This is a genomic window from Psychromonas sp. SP041, assembly GCF_000470315.2.
Taxonomy (GTDB): domain Bacteria; phylum Pseudomonadota; class Gammaproteobacteria; order Enterobacterales; family Psychromonadaceae; genus Psychromonas.
This window is the reverse complement of sequence record NZ_CBRF02000008.1, coordinates 103,623-123,157: the sequence shown is the minus strand read 5'-3', so window position 1 is coordinate 123,157 and position 19,535 is coordinate 103,623. Positions and strand designations below refer to the sequence as shown.

General features: G+C 35.7%; 18 protein-coding genes. 11 read left to right on the top strand and 7 right to left on the bottom strand.

Features of this window, described 5'->3' with window-relative positions; translation table 11 throughout:
* Positions 1 to 8 precede the first annotated feature (8 nt).
* A complete protein-coding gene (locus tag SP041_RS06505; protein ID WP_025563524.1) occupies positions 9 to 3,332 on the bottom strand; it encodes an MHYT domain-containing protein in 3,324 nt (1,107 codons plus the stop codon).
* A 696-nt stretch (positions 3,333 to 4,028) separates the two neighbouring features.
* Positions 4,029 to 5,009 (bottom strand): rhodanese-related sulfurtransferase, encoded by a 981-nt coding sequence (locus SP041_RS06500; protein WP_025563465.1) that lies wholly within the window; start codon positions 5,007 to 5,009, stop codon positions 4,029 to 4,031.
* 627 nt (positions 5,010 to 5,636) lie between these two features.
* On the opposite strand from SP041_RS06500, the gene SP041_RS06495 reads away from it, so the two are divergent.
* Both SP041_RS06495 and SP041_RS06490 read left to right on the top strand, forming a co-directional pair.
* A complete protein-coding gene (locus SP041_RS06495) occupies positions 5,637 to 6,650 on the top strand; it encodes an AraC family transcriptional regulator (RefSeq protein ID WP_025563466.1) in 1,014 nt (337 codons plus the stop codon).
* A 68-nt stretch (positions 6,651 to 6,718) separates the two neighbouring features.
* Positions 6,719 to 7,255, top strand: coding sequence for a lipocalin family protein (locus SP041_RS06490; protein ID WP_025563467.1), 537 nt, complete (start codon positions 6,719 to 6,721; stop codon positions 7,253 to 7,255).
* Positions 7,256 to 7,286: 31 nt separating this feature from the next.
* On the opposite strand, the gene SP041_RS06485 is transcribed toward SP041_RS06490, so the two are convergent.
* The gene (locus SP041_RS06485) at positions 7,287 to 7,952 is read right to left on the bottom strand and encodes an HAD family phosphatase (RefSeq protein ID WP_025563468.1); all 666 of its coding nucleotides are present in this window, start codon (positions 7,950 to 7,952) and stop codon (positions 7,287 to 7,289) included.
* Positions 7,953 to 8,040: 88 nt separating this feature from the next.
* Positions 8,041 to 8,910: an EamA family transporter gene (locus tag SP041_RS06480; protein WP_025563469.1), complete on the bottom strand. Its 870-nt coding sequence runs from the start codon at positions 8,908 to 8,910 to the stop codon at positions 8,041 to 8,043.
* A gap of 106 nt (positions 8,911 to 9,016) precedes the next feature.
* Here SP041_RS06480 and SP041_RS06475 point away from each other — a divergent pair, with 106 nt between their 5' ends.
* From SP041_RS06475 to SP041_RS06435, 9 genes are all read left to right on the top strand, one after another.
* Complete coding sequence (locus SP041_RS06475) at positions 9,017 to 10,426, top strand: PLP-dependent aminotransferase family protein (protein WP_025563470.1); 1,410 nt, start codon at positions 9,017 to 9,019, stop codon at positions 10,424 to 10,426.
* Complete coding sequence (locus SP041_RS06470) at positions 10,420 to 10,641, top strand: DUF3820 family protein (protein ID WP_025563471.1); 222 nt, start codon at positions 10,420 to 10,422, stop codon at positions 10,639 to 10,641. Before SP041_RS06475 ends, SP041_RS06470 begins: the two co-directional genes overlap by 7 nt.
* 343 nt (positions 10,642 to 10,984) lie before the next feature.
* A complete protein-coding gene (locus tag SP041_RS06465; RefSeq protein WP_240791426.1) occupies positions 10,985 to 11,938 on the top strand; it encodes a DUF2860 domain-containing protein in 954 nt (317 codons plus the stop codon).
* Positions 11,939 to 12,246: 308 nt separating this feature from the next.
* Positions 12,247 to 13,740 (top strand): sodium/proline symporter PutP, encoded by a 1,494-nt coding sequence (gene putP / locus SP041_RS06460; RefSeq protein WP_025563473.1) that lies wholly within the window; start codon positions 12,247 to 12,249, stop codon positions 13,738 to 13,740.
* A gap of 264 nt (positions 13,741 to 14,004) precedes the next feature.
* On the top strand, positions 14,005 to 14,460 hold the full coding sequence (locus SP041_RS06455; RefSeq protein ID WP_025563474.1) for a YHS domain-containing (seleno)protein: 456 nt from the start codon (positions 14,005 to 14,007) through the stop codon (positions 14,458 to 14,460).
* 2 nt (positions 14,461 to 14,462) lie between these two features.
* Entirely contained in the window at positions 14,463 to 14,954 is a 492-nt protein-coding gene (locus SP041_RS06450) for a hypothetical protein (RefSeq protein WP_037048393.1), read from the top strand.
* Between the two features lie 18 nt (positions 14,955 to 14,972).
* Complete coding sequence (locus tag SP041_RS06445; protein ID WP_025563476.1) at positions 14,973 to 15,821, top strand: hypothetical protein; 849 nt, start codon at positions 14,973 to 14,975, stop codon at positions 15,819 to 15,821.
* On the top strand, positions 15,821 to 16,726 hold the full coding sequence (locus tag SP041_RS06440) for a cyanophycin synthetase (RefSeq protein WP_025563477.1): 906 nt from the start codon (positions 15,821 to 15,823) through the stop codon (positions 16,724 to 16,726). Before SP041_RS06445 ends, SP041_RS06440 begins: the two co-directional genes overlap by 1 nt.
* Positions 16,727 to 17,917, top strand: a complete 1,191-nt coding sequence (locus SP041_RS06435; protein ID WP_025563478.1) for an MFS transporter — start codon at positions 16,727 to 16,729, stop codon at positions 17,915 to 17,917.
* Positions 17,918 to 18,010: 93 nt separating this feature from the next.
* Here the strand turns inward: SP041_RS06435 and dapB are convergent, their stop codons facing one another.
* From dapB to SP041_RS06420, 3 genes are all read right to left on the bottom strand, one after another.
* Complete coding sequence (gene dapB / locus SP041_RS06430) at positions 18,011 to 18,742, bottom strand: 4-hydroxy-tetrahydrodipicolinate reductase (protein WP_025563479.1); 732 nt, start codon at positions 18,740 to 18,742, stop codon at positions 18,011 to 18,013.
* 19 nt (positions 18,743 to 18,761) lie between these two features.
* Positions 18,762 to 19,088 (bottom strand): DUF2956 domain-containing protein, encoded by a 327-nt coding sequence (locus SP041_RS06425; protein ID WP_025563480.1) that lies wholly within the window; start codon positions 19,086 to 19,088, stop codon positions 18,762 to 18,764.
* A gap of 80 nt (positions 19,089 to 19,168) precedes the next feature.
* A complete protein-coding gene (locus tag SP041_RS06420; protein ID WP_025563481.1) occupies positions 19,169 to 19,384 on the bottom strand; it encodes a DUF1289 domain-containing protein in 216 nt (71 codons plus the stop codon).
* Between the last annotated feature and the right edge of the window lie 151 nt (positions 19,385 to 19,535).

Here is a 19,535-nt window from a genome sequence, read left to right as displayed (position 1 = left end):
GCACTTATTTAAACAGCAGATTTTAGCGATTGAATAAGCACTTTAATATGGTTCAAAGCTAATTCAAAATCAAAGTCATTACATGCGGTAATGATAGATTTAATGTCTTTATTATAATCAGAACGAACAGTTTGTAATATATCTAACTGATCGTCATCAAATTCATTATTTTCAACAGAAATTTCAAGTTTTAATAGTGTTTCCAGTAACACTGCATGGGAAGTATTCTCTAGTTTCACTTCTTGATATGTTCTGGTACTCATTTTTTTAGTGCATTCAGTGATTGAATTAATTTCAAATTCAATACTCTCAAGCGATGCTAGTGCTTCTTTTTCTTTATGTTTACGACTTGCACTTTCTAACGAAGTTAATGCTAACATCAATCGGTTTAATGCGAGGTTTCCTGCTGCTCCTTTATATTTGTGGGCAGTACTTTCTATTGATTCCCATTCCGCATTTTTGATGAGTTGAGGTAGCGCTGAAATATTAGCTTTAGATTGGCTTAAAAATTGTATTATTTCACTAAATAACGTTGTTTTTGAACCCCATAAATCAATTCCTTTCTCAATATCAATCGATACTTGTTGTGTTGGTTTACTCTCATTCACATCAACTATTGCTTTGTTTAAGGTTAATACTCTCGCTATTTCATTTAATAATTGGCGAAGGTCAATTGGTTTGTTAGCAAAACCATCCATGCCAGATTCTTCAGCAGATTTTCTATCTTGGGGCAATACACTGGCTGTTAAAGCAATAATAGGTAGCCTAGGAAGTCCATTTTCTACTTCATATTCACGTCTTTTCTTTGAGGCTGTTAATCCATCCATAACTGGCATTTGAATATCCATTAGCACAATATCAAAACGCTCACTTTTCATTTTATGCAGAGCTTGTTCGCCATTTCTTGCAACCGCAAAAGAGTGATCATTACGTTTCAATATTAAACTCATCAAATCAATATTTTGTTCAATATCATCAACGATTAATATGCTGAGTTGTGGTAACTCAGTATAAATTTCTTTCAATTTTGATTGAGTAGGAGTATTAGCTAATTTAAGCGGAACACTGAATTCAAAAGTTGAGCCTTTACCTTTCTCACTTGTAGCAGAAATAGTTCCTCCCATGAGTTCAATTAACTGCTTACTAATGGTTGTTCCTAAACCAGTTCCACCAAAGCGACGACTCATTGACTCATCTGCTTGTGCAAAGGGTTCAAATACAGAGTCTAATTGAGTTTGCGTCATGCCAATACCAGTATCAGAAACAGCAAAGTGTAAAAAGCCTAATTGAGTATTTTTTATGGTAATGGTTACACTGCCTGCTTCTGTAAACTTGACTGAGTTACCTATGATATTTGTGAGCACTTGTCTTAATCTATCAGGCACGCCGTTATAGAAGCATTGTGCGTCTTTGTCTATATTAAGGTTAATTTGTAAACCTTTATGCTGTGCTTGTAGCCACAAAGTAGATACTACTGAATCGACTTCTTCTACTAAATAAAAATCACGGTATTCTAATTGGAATTTACCTTTGTCTAATTTTGCACTATCAAGTACATCATTAAGAATATGTAGAAGTGATTTTGCAGACTGATTAATCGTATTAAGTTGTTTTCTTTGATTATTATTTAGTTCTTCATCTAATAAAATATCACTAAAGCCGATAATAGCATTCATTGGGGTGCGGATTTCATGGCTCATGTTTGCTAAAAAGGCTGCGCGTGTTGTTGCGGCTTGTTCTGCTTTTTCTTTTGCTGAAATTAACGCTGATTCCATTTTTTTGCGATCACTAATATCCATAATGAAACCATCAAAGTATCTATCTTCAGGTGTTTCTCCTTGCACTGCTCTACCATAAGTGAGGACCCACTTCATATTTTTGTAGCGGTCAATAAGTCTCAGTTCAAGCTGGAAACCATCTTCATGATACAAATCAGTACCAAGAATCATTTGTATATCATCAGGATGTATAAAATCGGCAATGGTACGTTTAGGCGTAGGCAATAAAAAATCTTCGGCAGGGTAGCCCAACATCTTTTCTACTTCATCATTAATGAAGATGCTAGGCCAGCCTGGAGCATCTAAATTGCGGTAAGCAACGCCAGGAATGTTGGCAACTAAAGAACGAATTTTAGATTCTTTATTGCGTAGTGAACTTTCCATTGCTTTTCGCTCGCGTAAGTCAGAAATAAAAGCAACAAACATGTGCTCATTATTTAATTCTACATGCCCGATACCGAGGCGCACTGGGATTGTCACACCATCTTTAGTAAGCGCGTCTACTTCTCGGGCTTTGCCTATAATTTTAGCTTCTCTTGTTTGTAGATAATTATCAATAAACTGGTCATTACTCTGTTGATTAGGCATTGGCACGATCATTTTAACATTTTTGCCAATAAGCTCTTCAGACTGCCAACCTAATAGAACCGATACAGCACTATTGACGCTAATGATAATACCTTTTGAATCAATGGTTATAATGCCATCTATTGCCGTGTCCATTGTTGCGATTAAACGACGTTCATTATTCATCGCTTTTGCCGAAATATCTTTATGGCGAAAAATGATATTCGCGCCTAAAACGATGAAGATAAGGACAACGGTAATACCCGTGACACTTAACGCTAATATCGTGGAAATTTCACTTGTTTGCTCAGAAAGTTCCATACCTGGCGGTAATACAAAGCGAGTCGCAACCATGCCAACATAATGCATACCAGTAATAGCGGCACCCATGACGCAGCTTGAAATAGCTATTTTTATATTTTTGTTAAAGCGAGGATCACTATGCTTATCTAAACCAAAGCTGATCCATAACGCTAATATGGCAAGAACAACAGCCACTAAAATAGAAATGATAAACATAATAGGGTCGTATCGTAGCAACGGCGCCATTTCCATTGCTGCCATTCCAATATAATGCATCGCACCGATACCCGAACCAACTAGTATTCCTCCAAACACTAATTGACAACCCTTTATTTCTTTACGAGTTATTAAATTAAGTGTTACCCAAGATGCCGCAATAGAAGGAAAAACGGAGATTAGTGTCGTATCTATTTGATAGGTTATATTAGTACAAAGATCGAGTGCTAGCATGCCAATAAAGTGCATTGACCAAACACCACCACCTAAAACGATACTACCAATAATAAGAGATATTTTTTTACGTAGAGGTGCAGCATATTGTGCTTGATGAGCAACTTGAAAGCCCATAAAAGAAGCAAGAATAGCAATAGATATTGATAATAAAACAAGCCATGGATTGTACTTGGAGAGTACAAACAAGCTGGATTCATTATAATGAAAAATCTCTAGGATCTGTTCTAACATATATTAAGTACCGCTATTAAATTAAAAAGCATTCTGTTTTTATAAAAAGGATAAGTTATTTATGCAAATGTCATTAAATAGCAGATCGATATTCTTGATAAAAATAAGAGTTCATTGAAAATACATAAAAATGGGTGTTATTGGTTCATATTTTTTACTAAGAACTTACTTTTTTATTATTTGAATTGAGTTCTATTTTATTACTATCGGCGATCTTTCAATAAAGTTGAACTTTATTGAGCAGTTTTGATGTATTTTTATGGTTTATGATGAAATTGTTATTTATGTTTGTTGCCACTGTTGGTTTGTTTTCAATAAAGCCAATAATTTCATGGCTAGAGACTGTAGTAGTGGTTTGCTTATTAAGCAAAAATTCAAAATATTAATTTAATCTTAGTCTGATTTATCGCGATTAGACCGATAGTATTGTTGTTTTAAAGTGATGATACAGAAGGTAATATCTAAATCTAAGGAAGGTAATACCAATTACATTCAATAAGTGTTCTAAGTTTTTCGCAGGAAAAATGACTTAGTTTAAGGCGTAAATTGAGCTAAATGGTTGTTTCATTTACGAAGTTTACAACGAAAAAATAAGTTGTTTTAACAAGTAAAATAGATCAGTTAATGAGTGTGATTGGTATAGCATAAGCAGGAAGCTACCAACAGTTAAGGCTAACTGTTGGTATTATTTACAAGCTACACTTTTTCGCGTTGTTGTTCTTTTTGAGCTTGTTTTTTGGCTTTATTTTCTTCTAGTTGCGTTACCGCTTCCGAGCCAATGTGCGCTTGCCCACGTTCAAGTGATAAACGGATTTGTTTTTCACGTTCTAGGAAACGCTGTTTTTGCTCTTCAGATATACTGTCGTGACATTGATGGCAACTAACACCTTGCATGTACTTTTCTGACTTCTTATCTTCTTCAGTAATAGGTAAACGACAACCATGGCATTGGTCGTATTGACCTTTTTCTAATTGGTGGTTAACGGATACGCGATTATCAAAGACAAAACACTCACCTTTCCACATCGTTTCTTCTTCAGGCACTTCTTCAAGGTACTTAAGCACGCCACCTTCAAGGTGATAAACTTCATCAAAACCTTGTTCTTTCAAGTAAGCTGTTGATTTTTCACAACGAATACCACCAGTACAAAACATAGCTACTTTTTTATGCTTTGCAGGATCAAGGTTTTCTTTTACGTATTTTGGAAATTCACGGAAATTAGTTGTTTTTGGGTCAACTGCATTTTCAAAAGTACCAATACTGATTTCGTAATCGTTACGCGTATCAACCAATAAAACCTCAGGGTCGCTTATTAAGGCATTCCAATCTTTTGGTTTTACATAAGTGCCCACAACACGATTTGGGTCAATACCTTCGATACCCATCGTCACGATTTCTTTTTTAAGTTTTACTTTAGTACGGTAAAAAGGGTTTTCTGTATCAAATGAAAACTTCGCCGTTAGCTCAGCTAAACGAGGATCAAATTTTAACCAGTTGAGCACATTATCGATACCTTCTTGATCGCCTGCGATCGTACCGTTAATACCTTCACTTGCTAACAACAAAGTGCCTTTAACTTGGTTTGCATTTAATATATTAAGTAGTGGGGTTTGGATCTCTTCGTAATTTGCTAGATCAACAAACCTATATAAAGCACAAACAACAGTATTTGACATGTTTTTTTCCTCGTTCTACGAACTGAAACGTAAATTTAGCAACGCATTATACGAATAGAAATGCTATAAGCAATTTTTATATTGTTTTTATCCTATCAATCAATGTGCCTAGAAGCCTTGAGATTACTAGCTTCTTTGGGTTAACGTTTGAAACGTAACATGTTTTAAGATAACTCCTTGCCGCACTAAACACTTTTTTTGTGATGATATATTTTCAAGCATTCAATATTATTTATTCTTATTTAAGTTAATCAATCGATGGATTATTGATTCTTTTAAACAGTCACTCGTGTGTTATCAGTCTAATGATACGTTTTTGGCTACATTAATGAAAAAAGATAAACGCTTCTATTTTATAACCTATCCTTATCGATCAAGCTAAAGAGGGTTTTCTCCATTATTGTCTAATGCCTTGTTTTATTTGATATTAATAACTACTTTCAACTGTAAGGTGTTTTAAGCGATCAAAATGACAAAAATGAAAGTTAATGGTCAATTTTAAATTTAATTACCCTTTTTGAGGTATTAATCGATAGGGAATTAACAATTAATGTTTATACTGCTTTAGCGCTTAATACGCTTTTTACTTAAAAAGTAAATTCTGATTCATCAACATGGAGGGGTAAAATGCCAACGCGATTACATTTGATTAGAGCAAGTCACCTAAGTCCTGTTATTCAGTATATGCAAACTTTATCGATGCCAGTAGAGTCTTTGCTTGAGCAAGCAGAGTTAAGCCTAGATTTATTAATAGAACCTAACCAATTGATTCTAGAAAATAAAGTCTGGCACTTTTTAGAACTCGCTGCTGAGTTCAATAATATGCCGCACTTAGCGACATCTTTAACAGAGCAGAGCCATTTGTCACAATATGGTGAATTCACTGAGCAACTGTTAAAAGCAGAAAATCTTTATCAGGCCTTACAATTTTTAATCCAAGAAATTAGTTTGCACCATAATAATAACTATTTTTGGATCAAAGAAAGCGAACAGTGCATTTGGATTTGTCGTCCTCAACACCCTTATGTTAAAGATAACCAATGGCAAGTTGAACAACATGTAATGAGTTTAATTTGCATGCTAATCGAACATTATGCTGGCCCGGGTTGGATCCCAAAACAAATAAAGCTACAAGATAATCAAGCAATTGGAATAGAACAGTCTCGTTTTTTTAAAAACGCTGACATTATATTAGGGCAACCCTACTCTGCAATTGCAATCGATCATATCTTATTAAAGGAACGTTCATTAGAAACCAAGCTTTCTAAGCCGTCTGGCCTTGATTATATTCCAGACTCTTTTGTACAAGGTTTTAAGTTACTCCTAAGGCAAAATTACTTTGGGCAAGGATGGTTAGCTGAAAATATAGCTTCTATTTTAAATACGAGTGTTCGCACTTTAAAAAGAAAGTTACATGCTCAAGGCACTTCATTACGACAGGTGTTCGATGAAGTACGTTTTCAGCAAGCATGTGATTTGATTGAGCAAGATATACATGATTATGAGGTGTTAGCGAAAAAGCTTTCTTATACTCATGCCAATAATTTTGTACGCGCTTTCAAACGTTGGAGCGGCATTACGCCAAGAGAATATATACGCTTACGCAATGTAGAATTATTGAAAAAGAATGTGTCATGGTGAGCTTTATCTGAGACTAATACGTACTAAGCTATATAAATCTATGATGGCTTAATTATTAGGGGGTAAAAATGAAATTCTTATTATTAATCGCAGCAATTTTATTACAAACAGCTTGTACAGGCGTTCCAGATGGCATGAAAGCCGTTAAAAATTTTGAAAGTGAGCGTTACTTAGGGACTTGGTTTGAAATAGCACGTTTAGACCACTCCTTTGAACGTGGACTTGAACAAGTTTCAGCGACTTATTCAATGCGTGATGATGGCGGCATTAAAGTCGTTAACAAAGGATACTCTGCAGAAGATAAAGAATGGAAAGAAGCGGTTGGTAAAGCGTACTTTGTTGATGATAAAAACACTGGCCACTTAAAAGTGTCTTTCTTTGGCCCATTTTATGGTTCGTACATTATTTTTAAAATGGACCAAGTAAATTATCAGTATGCTTTCATTAGTAGCTATAACCACGAATATCTATGGTTGCTATCTCGTACGCCACAGATAAGTGATGAAGTGAAGCAAGACTTTATTAATACTGCCGCTGAATATGGTTTTTCAACCGATCAACTTATTTTTGTTGATCAAATGCCAACCAATACAGACACCAAATAAAGCAGCTATCATACAGCAGGTGCTTTCATCATTAATCAGCTTTTTTCTGGTGTTTAAGCTGAGTTAAAACAACATCAAGTGATGGTTGAATTTGATGGCCTAAAGCAATGATCTCCTGATCTGGTATGACTAGGTCAGGGACTTGGTAAACTTGCATTTTTGCTGCTAGCGCGGATAAAACCCCATTACTTGAATCTTCAAAAGCTAAGCATTGTTCTGCTGGAACATTTAAACGTTTTGCTGCTAACAAAAAAATCTCAGGGTGTGGTTTGCCATGAGTGACTTCGCAACCACTACTGATATGTTCAAAATAATGATCTATTTTAGCCAGTCTTAACTTAGTCGCTGCTAACTTATTGTGTGTTGAAGTCGCAACAGCCACGGGAATGTTTTGTGCTTTAAACCATTCTAGTAAATCAATGACGCCAGATTTTACTGGGATAGCGTGGTTTTCAACGACAGGCCAGTAACCATCCATCCAAGCTTTACGTAAAGGTGCATACTCAATGTACTGTGCATAATGAGACATAATTGCTTCTTCAATCCCTTTGGCATTGCGACCAATTATTTTCAAATAAGCACTTTTAACAAAAGGCAGTGATAGTTGTACACAAGCTTGTTCGAAAGCTTGCATACAAACACGTTCGGTATCTAGTAGTAGGCCATCCATATCAAAAATAGCAGCTTGGTAGGACATAAACTTCTCAATCAATAATTAACATTGCGAGCTAGTGTACCTACTTTTTATGATCTATAAAGTGAGTGATTATTAATGGTCTCTACTTTTAAATTTTCTTAAGTTTTCTAACATTAACAAAGCCAATTAAAATGCCACTGATCACACACAAACTTGCAACTAACTTAATTATTCCAACTTCTTCTTGATAAAAAAAAACACCTCCTAATAAACCAAAAATAGGAACGAGTAAGGTCAGTGGGGCCACAGTCGTTAGTGGATAGGTAACTAGTAGTCGGTTCCAAATCCAATAGCCCAATAAAGTTACCGGATAAGCTTGAAATAACACCGAGAAAATAACACGCTCATTAAACTGTGTTGATAATTGTACGAAAGCATCACTACCTGATTGAAAGTAGACGATTAAGAACAGAGGAATAGGCGCAAAAGCCATGGCCCATAAACTAAATGCAAAGACCTGTTTTGTACCTGCTTTTTTGACCGTAATACTCGCTAAACTCCACGATATAGCAGCGAATAAAATTAGCATGAATCCTAATTGCGTTACTGAACCATCTGTTACGGTTAAACTTAATAATAAACCTGCTAAAGCAATACCACTACCAATCACTTTATTGAGAGGAAGCGGCTCTTTTAATAAAAAACAACCTAAGAATAAACCAAATACCACGTTCATCTGTAATAGAACAGAGGCCATACCGGCACTTAACCCTGCTTGGATAGACCACGTAGCCATACCCCAAATACCAATCGCGAATAACCAGCCATAAACGATCAGGTACCACCATGAGACATCTGGTTTTTTGACAAAAAATATAGCGGGTAATGTTGCTAAAGTGAACCTTAATGCCGTTAATAACAAAGGATCAATTTCGTTTACGCCTAACTTGATCACTGAGAAATTTAACCCCCAGACAATCATGACTAAAATACCTAGTATCAAATCGTTCTTTTTCATTACTGACCCTTTAGTTTACATAATGTGTTCTTGCGCTTATGTGTATTATCAAACAAACTAAAAAAGATAACAGATACAAAAATTTAAAAATAAAGCGGTACAATTTATGCGTTATAAACAATTAGCTAAACAATGTGTGCAACAGATTGAATCTGGGCAACTTGCTGTAAACAGTAAAATGCCTTCATTGCGTAACTTTAAACAATTACATAATGTCAGCATGACAACGGCGTTAAATTGCTATCAATATTTAGAGTCTTTGGGATGGTTACTAGCAAAGCCACAGTCAGGGTATTACGTCGCTAAAAAATCATTGTTAGTTGAAAAACTGCAAACGCCTACTTTTATTCGCTTTCAAAGTGCTATTACACAGCCGCAATTACCTGCTTTGTATAATCCGTTTGTTGATCCCTGTCCATTTGGCATTGCACGTTACGATCCTAATTTAATGCCTGTGGATAAATTACAACAAAGCTTTCGGCGTGCAATGAAACAACAAGGCAATAGACTTAGTCATTATCCTAATCCACAAGGAGAAATAATATTACGTGATAACTTGAGTGAGCACTTTAAAACGGTTGATTTTCACTTTTCTGCTGCAGAGTGCGTGATCACACATGGTTGTTTAGATGCGATTAGAACAGCCATTGAAATCACCACAGAAGTCGGTGATGCTATTGCTATCAGTTCACCGTGTTTTTCTGGTTTATTAGAATTATTAGGTGTGATGGGGCGGCGTGTGGTTGAGATCCCTTCGGTTGTCGAGGGTATTGACCTTGAACAATTACAAAAGCAGATGCAATTAGGGGCGATAAAAGCAGGTTTGTTTTGTACTTCACACATGAACCCACAAGGAACGTCAATGAGTTCGCTGCAAAAGCAAAAACTTGTTGAATTAGCGACTCAGTATAAAATTCCCATTATTGAAGATGATGTCTATCTTGAGTTAGGTTATGAAAAGGTGATTCCATTACCTGCAAAACATTGGGATCGAGAGGGTTATATCCTATGGTGTGGTTCTATTTCTAAAACCATTGCTGCAGGCTATCGTTTAGGCTGGTGTTTACCAGGACGGTATTTACAGGCTTATTTACAACAACGTTTATTTGCAAATCAAGGTGTGACATCTCCACTACAGCTTGCTATTGCTGATTTTATTCAACGTGGTGATTATATCAATCACCTTAAAAAAGTACGTTTACACTTACATCAACAAACATTGCAGTTTATTGCTTATTTACAACAGCATTTACCCGTTAACAGTAAAATTAGTCAACCTGCTGGTGGTTTTGTTTTATGGATTGAGGTTGCTGATCTTAATACGTCTAAATTAAGAGAGCTTGGCATACAAAAGAAACTAGATATACGTGTGGGTAATAGCTTTAGTACGTTAGGTTTGTACCCACATTGCTTTAGATTGAATATTGGTTTTAGTATGACTGCTGCAGAGGTTAAATTACAATTAAGTCATTTAATTAAATTAGTTAAAATTTGTTCAGAGGATACAACATGTTAGATAACCCTAAAGCCCTTAGTGATGCGATTAACCAAACGATGCCATTTGGCAAATACGCAGGCCGAAAGCTGATCCATTTACCTGAACCTTATTTAGTGTGGTTTCATGGTAAAGGTTTTCCTGAAGGCAAATTAGGCGAACAATTAGCCTTGATGTATGAAGTTAAATTAAATGGGCTGGAGACAATGTTAGCACCATTAATTAAACCCTTTTAATGATGCAAAATAAAATAGAGTTAAAGGGAAAATGAAAGATTAGATGGCTTATTAAGTGCTGACACTTGTTTCTCGTCGTAAGGATTAGACTAACGTTAATGTTGATCTTCTTTATGACTAAAATCTACCTTATAAATAAAGAGATGAACTTTAAAGAATTCATTACGTACTAATATGATAATGATAAGACGTTTCATCGTATTATTCTGCCATCGCTACATTACATTCTATTAATTACATTATTTAACACTGAAATAGTGACCAAAAAACAATAGTGGTCAAAAAATAATAGGGACAAAAGATCATGTTAAAAGGAATAAGTTGTTTCACTGTAGGTATTTTCATGAGCTGCTCTATTGTTGCTCAACCGTTAAGTAAAGAAGCAGGGTGGGAGTTTACCTTAAGTGTAAATGTTGGTTACAGCGGTGGAGAGTCTCAATTTGATACGGACAGTGATAACGAGACCACTAATGATTTAAATAATAGTGGGCAATCGGAGTCTTCTGCATTGGCTTATCCATTAGGTCGAGCGCAATACACATTAGATAGTCTTAAAACTCAGTTTTTCTTAGGTAACAGCCGTGAACAAGTTTCAACAGCACAATTTCAATATGAGATTGGTGTTGTTCATCAATTCAATGATGACAGTCAGTTAACCTTTGCCGTTTTTCCTAAATTATCAATATTGAATGAAACTTGGGAAGACCCTTTCTTAGTGGGTAGTGACCGACAAACTACCGATGAAAAAGTGGGAGGAGGGCGAATTGCTGTAGAGAGAATTTTTGGTAGTCCATTGACGTTAAAGTATGCGATTGCCAGTAGTAGTATTGATAATGAACGCAGTGGACAAAGTCAATTAACTGATGCTGCTGAAATTGCTTCACTACAACGTGATAGCCTTTATCAAAGGGTCGATGTTGAAACCTTATTCCCAGTAGCAAAAGGTATATTGTTAAAACCTAACCTTCAATATACTCACCGTAATGCAGAGGGTAACGCTAATAGTTATGATCAATATACGGCACAACTGTCTATCTTGATTTTCCGTGATCGACATACTTTAATTACTACAATTAATGCAGGTACTCGTGTGTATCAGCAAATTAATCCCATTTTTGATGCTAAGCAAAATCTAAACCATACCGGTATTTTTTCTATTTATAGCTATAAAAGACCATTTGATTGGGATCGTTGGGTTTGGACTATGATGGCAGGATATAGCCAAGAAAATTCTGATATTAGTTTTTATGATACTAAGAGTTTTATTGTTTCTACTGGTTTGTTATATAAATTTTAAACAGAGTGTTTCTGATTGATTAATCGACTATTTTTGTTTGTAAATGGGCAGTTTTATAGATTATTTTGTTCTTTTTACGTTTAAATAATCATCGTACTGTCATTTTTTACTCGAGAATAAAGTGTGATCTGGATCGCACAAAAATTGTTAAAAGCAACCTAATCAAATTTAATCCTCTGTGAAATATCAATAGACTGGATTAGTAACTAGTGATTTTGTTAGGGTATTGTTAGGAACTGTGATTAAGGAATGATTGTGTTCTTATTAATACTAATTATCACAAGGCTGTGTTTAGGAGTTTAATTTTTATGATAGAACAAAATTTTGCGGTTATTGGGACTTTTATCCTTTATCTAGCAATGATGATGGGTATTGGCTATTGGGCTTTCAGAAAGACCGTTAATTCTTCGGATTATTTTTTAGGTGGACGTCAACTAGGACCTTGGCCAACAGCTATATCAGCAGGCGCATCTGATATGAGTGGGTGGCTATTACTTGGTTTACCTGGTTATGCACTGGTTGCTGGTTATGGATCGTTCTGGCTTGCTGGTGGTTTATTAGTCGGTAGTTGGTTAAATTGGATAATATGTTCGAAACGTTTACGTACTTATACCATTATTACTAATGACTCATTAACCTTACCTGATTATTTTGCTCGTCGTTTTGAAGATAAAAGCAAAATGTTACAAACTATTTCAGCTTTTTTTATCCTGTTATTTTTCCTTTTTTATACCAGTGCAGGATTAGTGGCTGGCGGTAAATTATTCCAAACTGTGTTTGACCTTAACTATCAGTTAGCCGTTATCATCGGTACTGTTTGTGTTGTGTCTTATACTTTATTTGGTGGTTTCTTAGCGGTATCTTGGACCGATTTAGTCCAAGGCTTATTAATGGCTGCTGCACTAATGTTAGTGCCGATTCTGGCTTTAGATGGTTCAATAAGTGATTTAACCACGTCATTAGCGGCTAAAAATCCAGAGTTATTAGATGCTTTTACTAATAATGATGGTACGCCAATGAGCGTTATTGCTATTATTTCATTACTTGCATGGGGTTTAGGTTACTTTGGACAGCCACATATTTTGGCGCGCTTCCAAGCTGCAAGCAGTAATAAATCATTAACAACAGCACGTCGTATCTCAGTAATTTGGACGATTCTTTCAATCATTGGTGCTATTTTTGTTGGGTTAATCGGTATCACTTATGTAGATTCTCACTTAGGTGGTGTGTTAGAAGATAGTGAAACTATCTTTATGATTTTAGTGAATGGTATGTTCCATCCTGTGATAGCTGGTATTTTATTAGCGGCAATTCTTGCTGCAATAATGAGTACGGCTGATTCGCAGTTACTTGTATCGTCTTCAGCGTTAGCAGAGGATTTTTACAAACAACATATTAATCCTGAAGCAAGTTCTGAAAAAGTCGTATTAGTGGGGCGTTTAGGGGTAGTTGGTTTATCACTGATTGCATTAGCACTTGCGTTTAACCCTGAGAGTTCAGTACTCGGCTTAGTATCGTATGCTTGGGCTGGTTTCGGTGCTGCATTTGGACCTGTTATTATATTAAGCTTGTACTGGTCTCGTATGACGCGTTATGGCGCTTTAGCAGGCATCCTTGTTGGTGGTGTGACTATCGTCGTTTGGAAACAATTAACTGGCGGCTGGTTTGATGTTTATGAAATTGTACCTGGCATTATATTCGCACTAATAGCGATTGTTGTTGTGAGCTTGTTAAGCAAAACACCAAGTCAGAGTATCTTAGCAAAACACCAAGAAATGAAAGATAAGCTATCAGTGTTATAACTCTGATTGTAGTTTTACCGTTATAACTTAGTTTTTAGCTGACTTCTAAAACCTCACTTGATTAATTAAGTGAGGTTTTTTTATGCCTTTTAAAAAATAATAATAAGCGTATTTTGCTGCCATATTGGCTCCTGCAGATACTTTGCATCTCCCTGTTTAAATAAAAAATATAAATAAATTTTTATTTTTTAACTAAACTAAGCAATAAAAAAGTATCTTTTGTGGTCTGTTAGATATATTAATTCAAAAATGGTGGAACTAAACATGAAAAAAATATTTTCTATTTTACAAGTTATCGCATTAATGAGCTTTGCAGTTTTTCAAAGTGCAAATGCTGCTGATGCGGTTTATACAAGTTACTTTAGCGATAAAGCCGCTGGTGGTTACGATGTTGTGGCTTACTTTACTGAAAATAAGCCAGTAGAAGGCAGCAGTAAATATCAATTAGAATATAACGGAGCAGACTGGTATTTTTCGAGTGAAGAGCATTTAACTTTGTTTAAAAATAACCCTGAAAAATATGCACCACAATACGGTGGTTACTGTGCATGGGCAATCGCAGGAAATGAAACAGCACCAGGTAAACCTGCATTTTGGACTGTTTATAATGATAAACTATACTTAAACTATGATCAGTCTGTCCAAGATACATGGGTTGCTGATAAAGACGGTTTTATTAAAAAAGCTGACCTTAATTGGTCTAAATTAGACAAGGAATAAAAATGAGAGTGTTACCTATTTTTAGTTGGGTTGTAGTGTTGTGGATAGCGAAGGTTTTTGTATTATCGTTGCCTTATAAGTTTACGTTACATCCAGATACACAACATATTTTTGGTACGATTGGTGTATGGATGCAAGGTTTATTTGGTAATCCAATTGGAACCTTATTCGCAAATTATGGTTCTTATGCTGTAGGGACTGTTGAGTTGATCACATCAATTGTTTTATTAATACCGGTTTTATTTTGGTTATTGAAGAAAATTGGTCTTTTACAATGTGCACCAAGCCGTAGTTTGATGCATGCAATTGGTGGTTTAATGGCTTTTGGCGTGATGACGGGTGCCGCTTTCTTTCACCTGTTTACACCATTAGGTATTGAAGTTATTCATGAAGGCCAAAGTGACGGCGGTAGTTTGTTTTATACTGCAGTGTCTATCGTAATATTAGGGTTCATCCTTTTTGTTACTAATTACCGTGACTATAAAAATAAATAAAATCAATAAGGTACAATTTTGCTAATACGTATACTGCTAGTGCTTTCTTATATTCTATGGTGTTGTCGATTTCTGATTGCACCTTGGAAGTACTTTCAATTAAATGCCAATTATTTCAATCAGCATCGACATATTTTTTCTAAGCTAGATATGGATCTGCTTATACCTGAAAAATGGCGTTTAATGCAGTTCGTTGATCAAGGTGACGAGCAAAATAATAAACAACCTGATGGTTATCCTGTGTTTCTAAAACCTGAATGGGGACAGAATTCACAGGGTGTTTGTCGTGTTGATAGTTTTGCAGCGCTACAAGAACATCGCCAACATCGCGCAGAAAAAAGCCCTCGTTATTTGATACAAGCTGCTGCAAAAGGGAAACGAGAGTTCGAAATATTCTATATCCCAGGAGCGACGGTGAATAAGTCTTCTGCGATTATTTCAGTGACTGAAACGTGTAATAATAGCGACGATCTCATGCCAGTAAATGGTATTTACAACAGCGATACTTATTATCAATCTTGTATGTCGGAATTGAATGCGGAACAAGTACAAAAAATCGAATCCTTATTCTCTACTATTGGTAATTTCAAAATTGCCCGTTTTTGCGCCAGAGCAGATTCCTTACAAGCTTTGCTTGATGAACAGTTTTCTATTGTAGAAATTAATGTGTATGTGCCTATGCCACTGGTATTGTTAACAAAAGAAATGAACTTAAAAGCAAAACTTAAATTTGTATTTTTAGGCATGAAACAATTAGCATTAGTGACTAAAGACATTCCTGCTTCACAGCCTGTTAAGTCTATTTTCTTTCAAAAATTACAATCAGCTCGGTTACTAAAATCGAATATAAAAAATGAGCCCTCTTAATGAATATTAAAAAAATAATATATGCTTGGATCAGTAAAAAATTTATGGGTGGTTGTAGTAACTACAATAGCTTAGAGGTCCGTAGAAGTTGTCGTAGTAAGGAACAAGCTCGCGACAAGTTTAAATCAGGGGGTATTCCTCATGCACAAGGTTTAATTTTTTTAAACCCTTTTGCTGCGATTCGCTTTGCTAAACAGCATGGTTTTCCTTTAGTTATTAAGCCTAATGTCAGCGGCTTTTCTCGTGGCAGCCATTTTCCTATTCGAGACTATAAAGCATTATGGAAAGCTATTTTCTTAGCGAAACTTTGGTGGCCATTTACGGTTGTTGAGGAATTCTTAGAAGGTAACAACTACCGTGTTGTTGTGGCGAATGGCGAAATTTTTTCTGTATTACAACGTTATGCACCCGCTGTAAAAGGCGATGGTACTTCAACAATTCGTGAATTGATGTTGAAAGAAAATACCATTCGTGAAGAAATGAAATTATACCCAGTTATTTATCCGTTAAAAGAAAGTGCACAAACAAAAGCCTTCTTAGCAAAACAAGGCTTAAATTTTGAGTCTGTTCCTACAGCAGAGCAACGAGTGACTTTATTTTATCGTATCTCTTTAGCGCCAGGTGGTGTGGTTGAAGTGATTAATAAACAGTTATTACCAGAAGCTAATAATGACTTGTTTAAAAATGTACTCAATTTATTTGATGCCAATATTCTAGGTATCGATGTGATCTTGGAGAAAGGAATTGAATTTGATTATCGCGATCAAAAATGTATTTTCCTTGAGGTGAATTCTCGCCCATATTTAAAAATGCATGCTTACCCACGTTACGGTAAAGCTGAAGATTTAAGTGATGACTTTAATCAATTAGATGCGTTAGATATTAAACAGTCTGATACTTTCTAGGTGTCAGGTTTAACACGTACCTTTTATCTTTTTACAGGGTTTCATTCTTTCTTATTAGGGTTACTGCCTTTATTTATTGCCGTTATTTTATGGGATAAAGGCCTAACCATTAGCCATATTGCTTATTTTATTGCGCTGACTGCCGCAGGGTTTGTTGTTGCATTATATTATTGGGATCGCCTTCGTGCTGCCCATCGTTGGCGTAAGTTAATAAGCTTATCGTTTATTTTTCAAAGTGTGTTTGTGTTGTTATTAGTGTGGGATAACCAACTCGCACTAGTGACAATTGGTGCGTTAATTAATGGCGCTGCAGGCTGTTTTTATTGGTCAACACAGCGCCTCTTATTTCAAGCCATTACTGAAGATAAAAATACCGGTAACACTTTTGGTAACTTCCAGATATTAGTCGTCTTTGCGTTAAAAATAGGTGTGTTAGTTGGCAGTTACCTTTTAGGCATGGAATATTTTATTGGCTTACTTGTACTGTCGTTATTACTGTCTTTGTTAGGGTTTAGTCTGGTTAATAACAGCTTGCAAGAGAAAAGTGAGTTATACGAACTAAAACAAGTACCTGCCTTTAGTTTAAAAAAAATCATTGGGTTTAAAGACTCACATCGTTCAATACTGATTTTTATTGTTGATGGCTTATTTTTGTTTTTAGAAAGTTATTTTTGGATGCTAACGATCTACATGCTGACACAGGAAAACGTGATGCAGTTAGGGTTGATTTTAATTGCACTCAGTATTTTATTAGCGTTGATTTTCTTTTTTATAAAAAAACAAATTGACCGCATTAATGTGCAGGTTATTTATAGCATTGCAGTCATTGGATATGCTTGTTCATGGCTGTTCCGAGCTCAGTTAAACCAAGAGTCGAGCACGGTTATGTTATACAGTGGTTTATTATTGATCGCTTTCTTGAGTAACTTTTTTAGACTGGCTTTCAATAAACGCTTTTATGATATTGCTCGTCGTGAACAACCGACACGTTACATTATTTGTAAAAGCTACTACTCACAATTTATGTTGATTCTATTCTTTAGTGTTATTGGATTTTTTACCGTATCGACAGGGCAAGCGTTACAACAATTACAGGTATTATATTACCTGTGTATCCCACTTGTTTTTATCTATTTTGTTTATGGCAATCAATTATTTAATCACTTGGCTTCTGATCCTTTAAAAGAATAACTAGTACTGTACATTAAGCTATAAACATTGATGCCGACATACAAAAGCGCCAGCAAGAAGCTGGCGTTTTATTAACTAGAACCTAACGAACTATTAATCCATTAAATATTCTAAACCGTAAACTAACTCAGAACGTTTCACGACTTCTTTACAGGCTAAACAAATACCAGGCATAAACGATTCACGATGTTGTGAATTATGCTCAATTTTTAGGGTTTCACTTAATCCACCAAAGAACACCGTTTGCTGAGCCACAACACCCGGTAAACGGATTGAATGCAATTTAACGCCATTTAATTCTGCGCCACGAGCACCTTCAATTAACTCTTTGTCACTACAAGGTGTTGCTGCTTTCGTGCGCGCTGCGGCAATTAACTCAGCGGTACGAATACCAGTGCCTGATGGGCTTTCTTCTTTCTGTGGGCTATGCGCTTCAATCACTTCTACGTCAGGTAAGTATTTTGCTGCTTGTACAGCAAATTGCATCATTAATACGGCACCTATTGAAAAGTTAGGTGCAATTAATCCACCTAGTTGTTTTTCTTTAGCAAGTGCTTGTAATTCTTCTACTTGTTGCTCTAAAAAACCACTGGTACCAATAACAGGGCATGCGCCAGCATTAAGAATAGTTTGTGTATTATTAAATCCAGCAGAGGCTGCAGTTAAATCAACAACAACCTGGGCGCCTGTTTGCTTTATTAAGGCCGCTAAATCGTCACCAAAATCACAAGCACCGACTAACTCTAACTCACTGTCATTATTAACGGCTTTAACGGCTTCTCCGCCCATACGACCTTTTGCGCCGTTTACAATTACTTTAACCATGTTTATTCCTTTACTTCATTTATAAATTTAAAAAATGGTAGCCAATAAATCCAATCCAGCTCAACACAAGTAGTGCCCAAGGTAGGAAGTGTTTTTTAGATTTATGCTCGTTAGTATTTATGTCTGATTCAATATCTACAACAGGCGCTTTCTTCTTTTTGGCTTTATCTGCATCTCGCTGTTTACTTTTTGCGAGTTTCTTATATTCAGCAATGCCTTTTTGAATACCTAATGTAATTAACCGGGTTTGCTCTTTCGTCTGCCCTGGTTTTTGCACTTTTTTTGCCATGGCTAACGCTTCATCTTGTGTTTCTTGCGATACCGTTTCTTTATGATGTTTAGCCATTTAACATTTTCCGTATTGTAGAGTGCTTATGTGCTTTTAGTTGAGTTTTAACTGCCTTATCGACTTTATTGTCCACAACCTTAACTCTGTTCTTGCGCCTTTTTCGAGCGTTTAATCGCTTTTCTATTGACATTTTCTAAAAATTTTTCAGGATCATCATATTTATATTTAACTAAATGCTCTACCAGTTGCTTGGTGATCAATTGTGTTTCAGTGATCTCTTCTCTGCTTCTGCCACAACCGCCACAGCGATCTTCATTACTCGTACAGTCACCTGTGCATGGGCTAAATTTCATTCGATGTATCCTGTCTCTTTCATACTAAATTATCTGATTATTGTACTAATTTTTTGCTTCCATGCATTTTTTAGCATCTATAATGGTTTATTTACTTATCTAAATACATCAAGCTGTATAGTAACTTAGATAATTGTTAACATTCGCATTA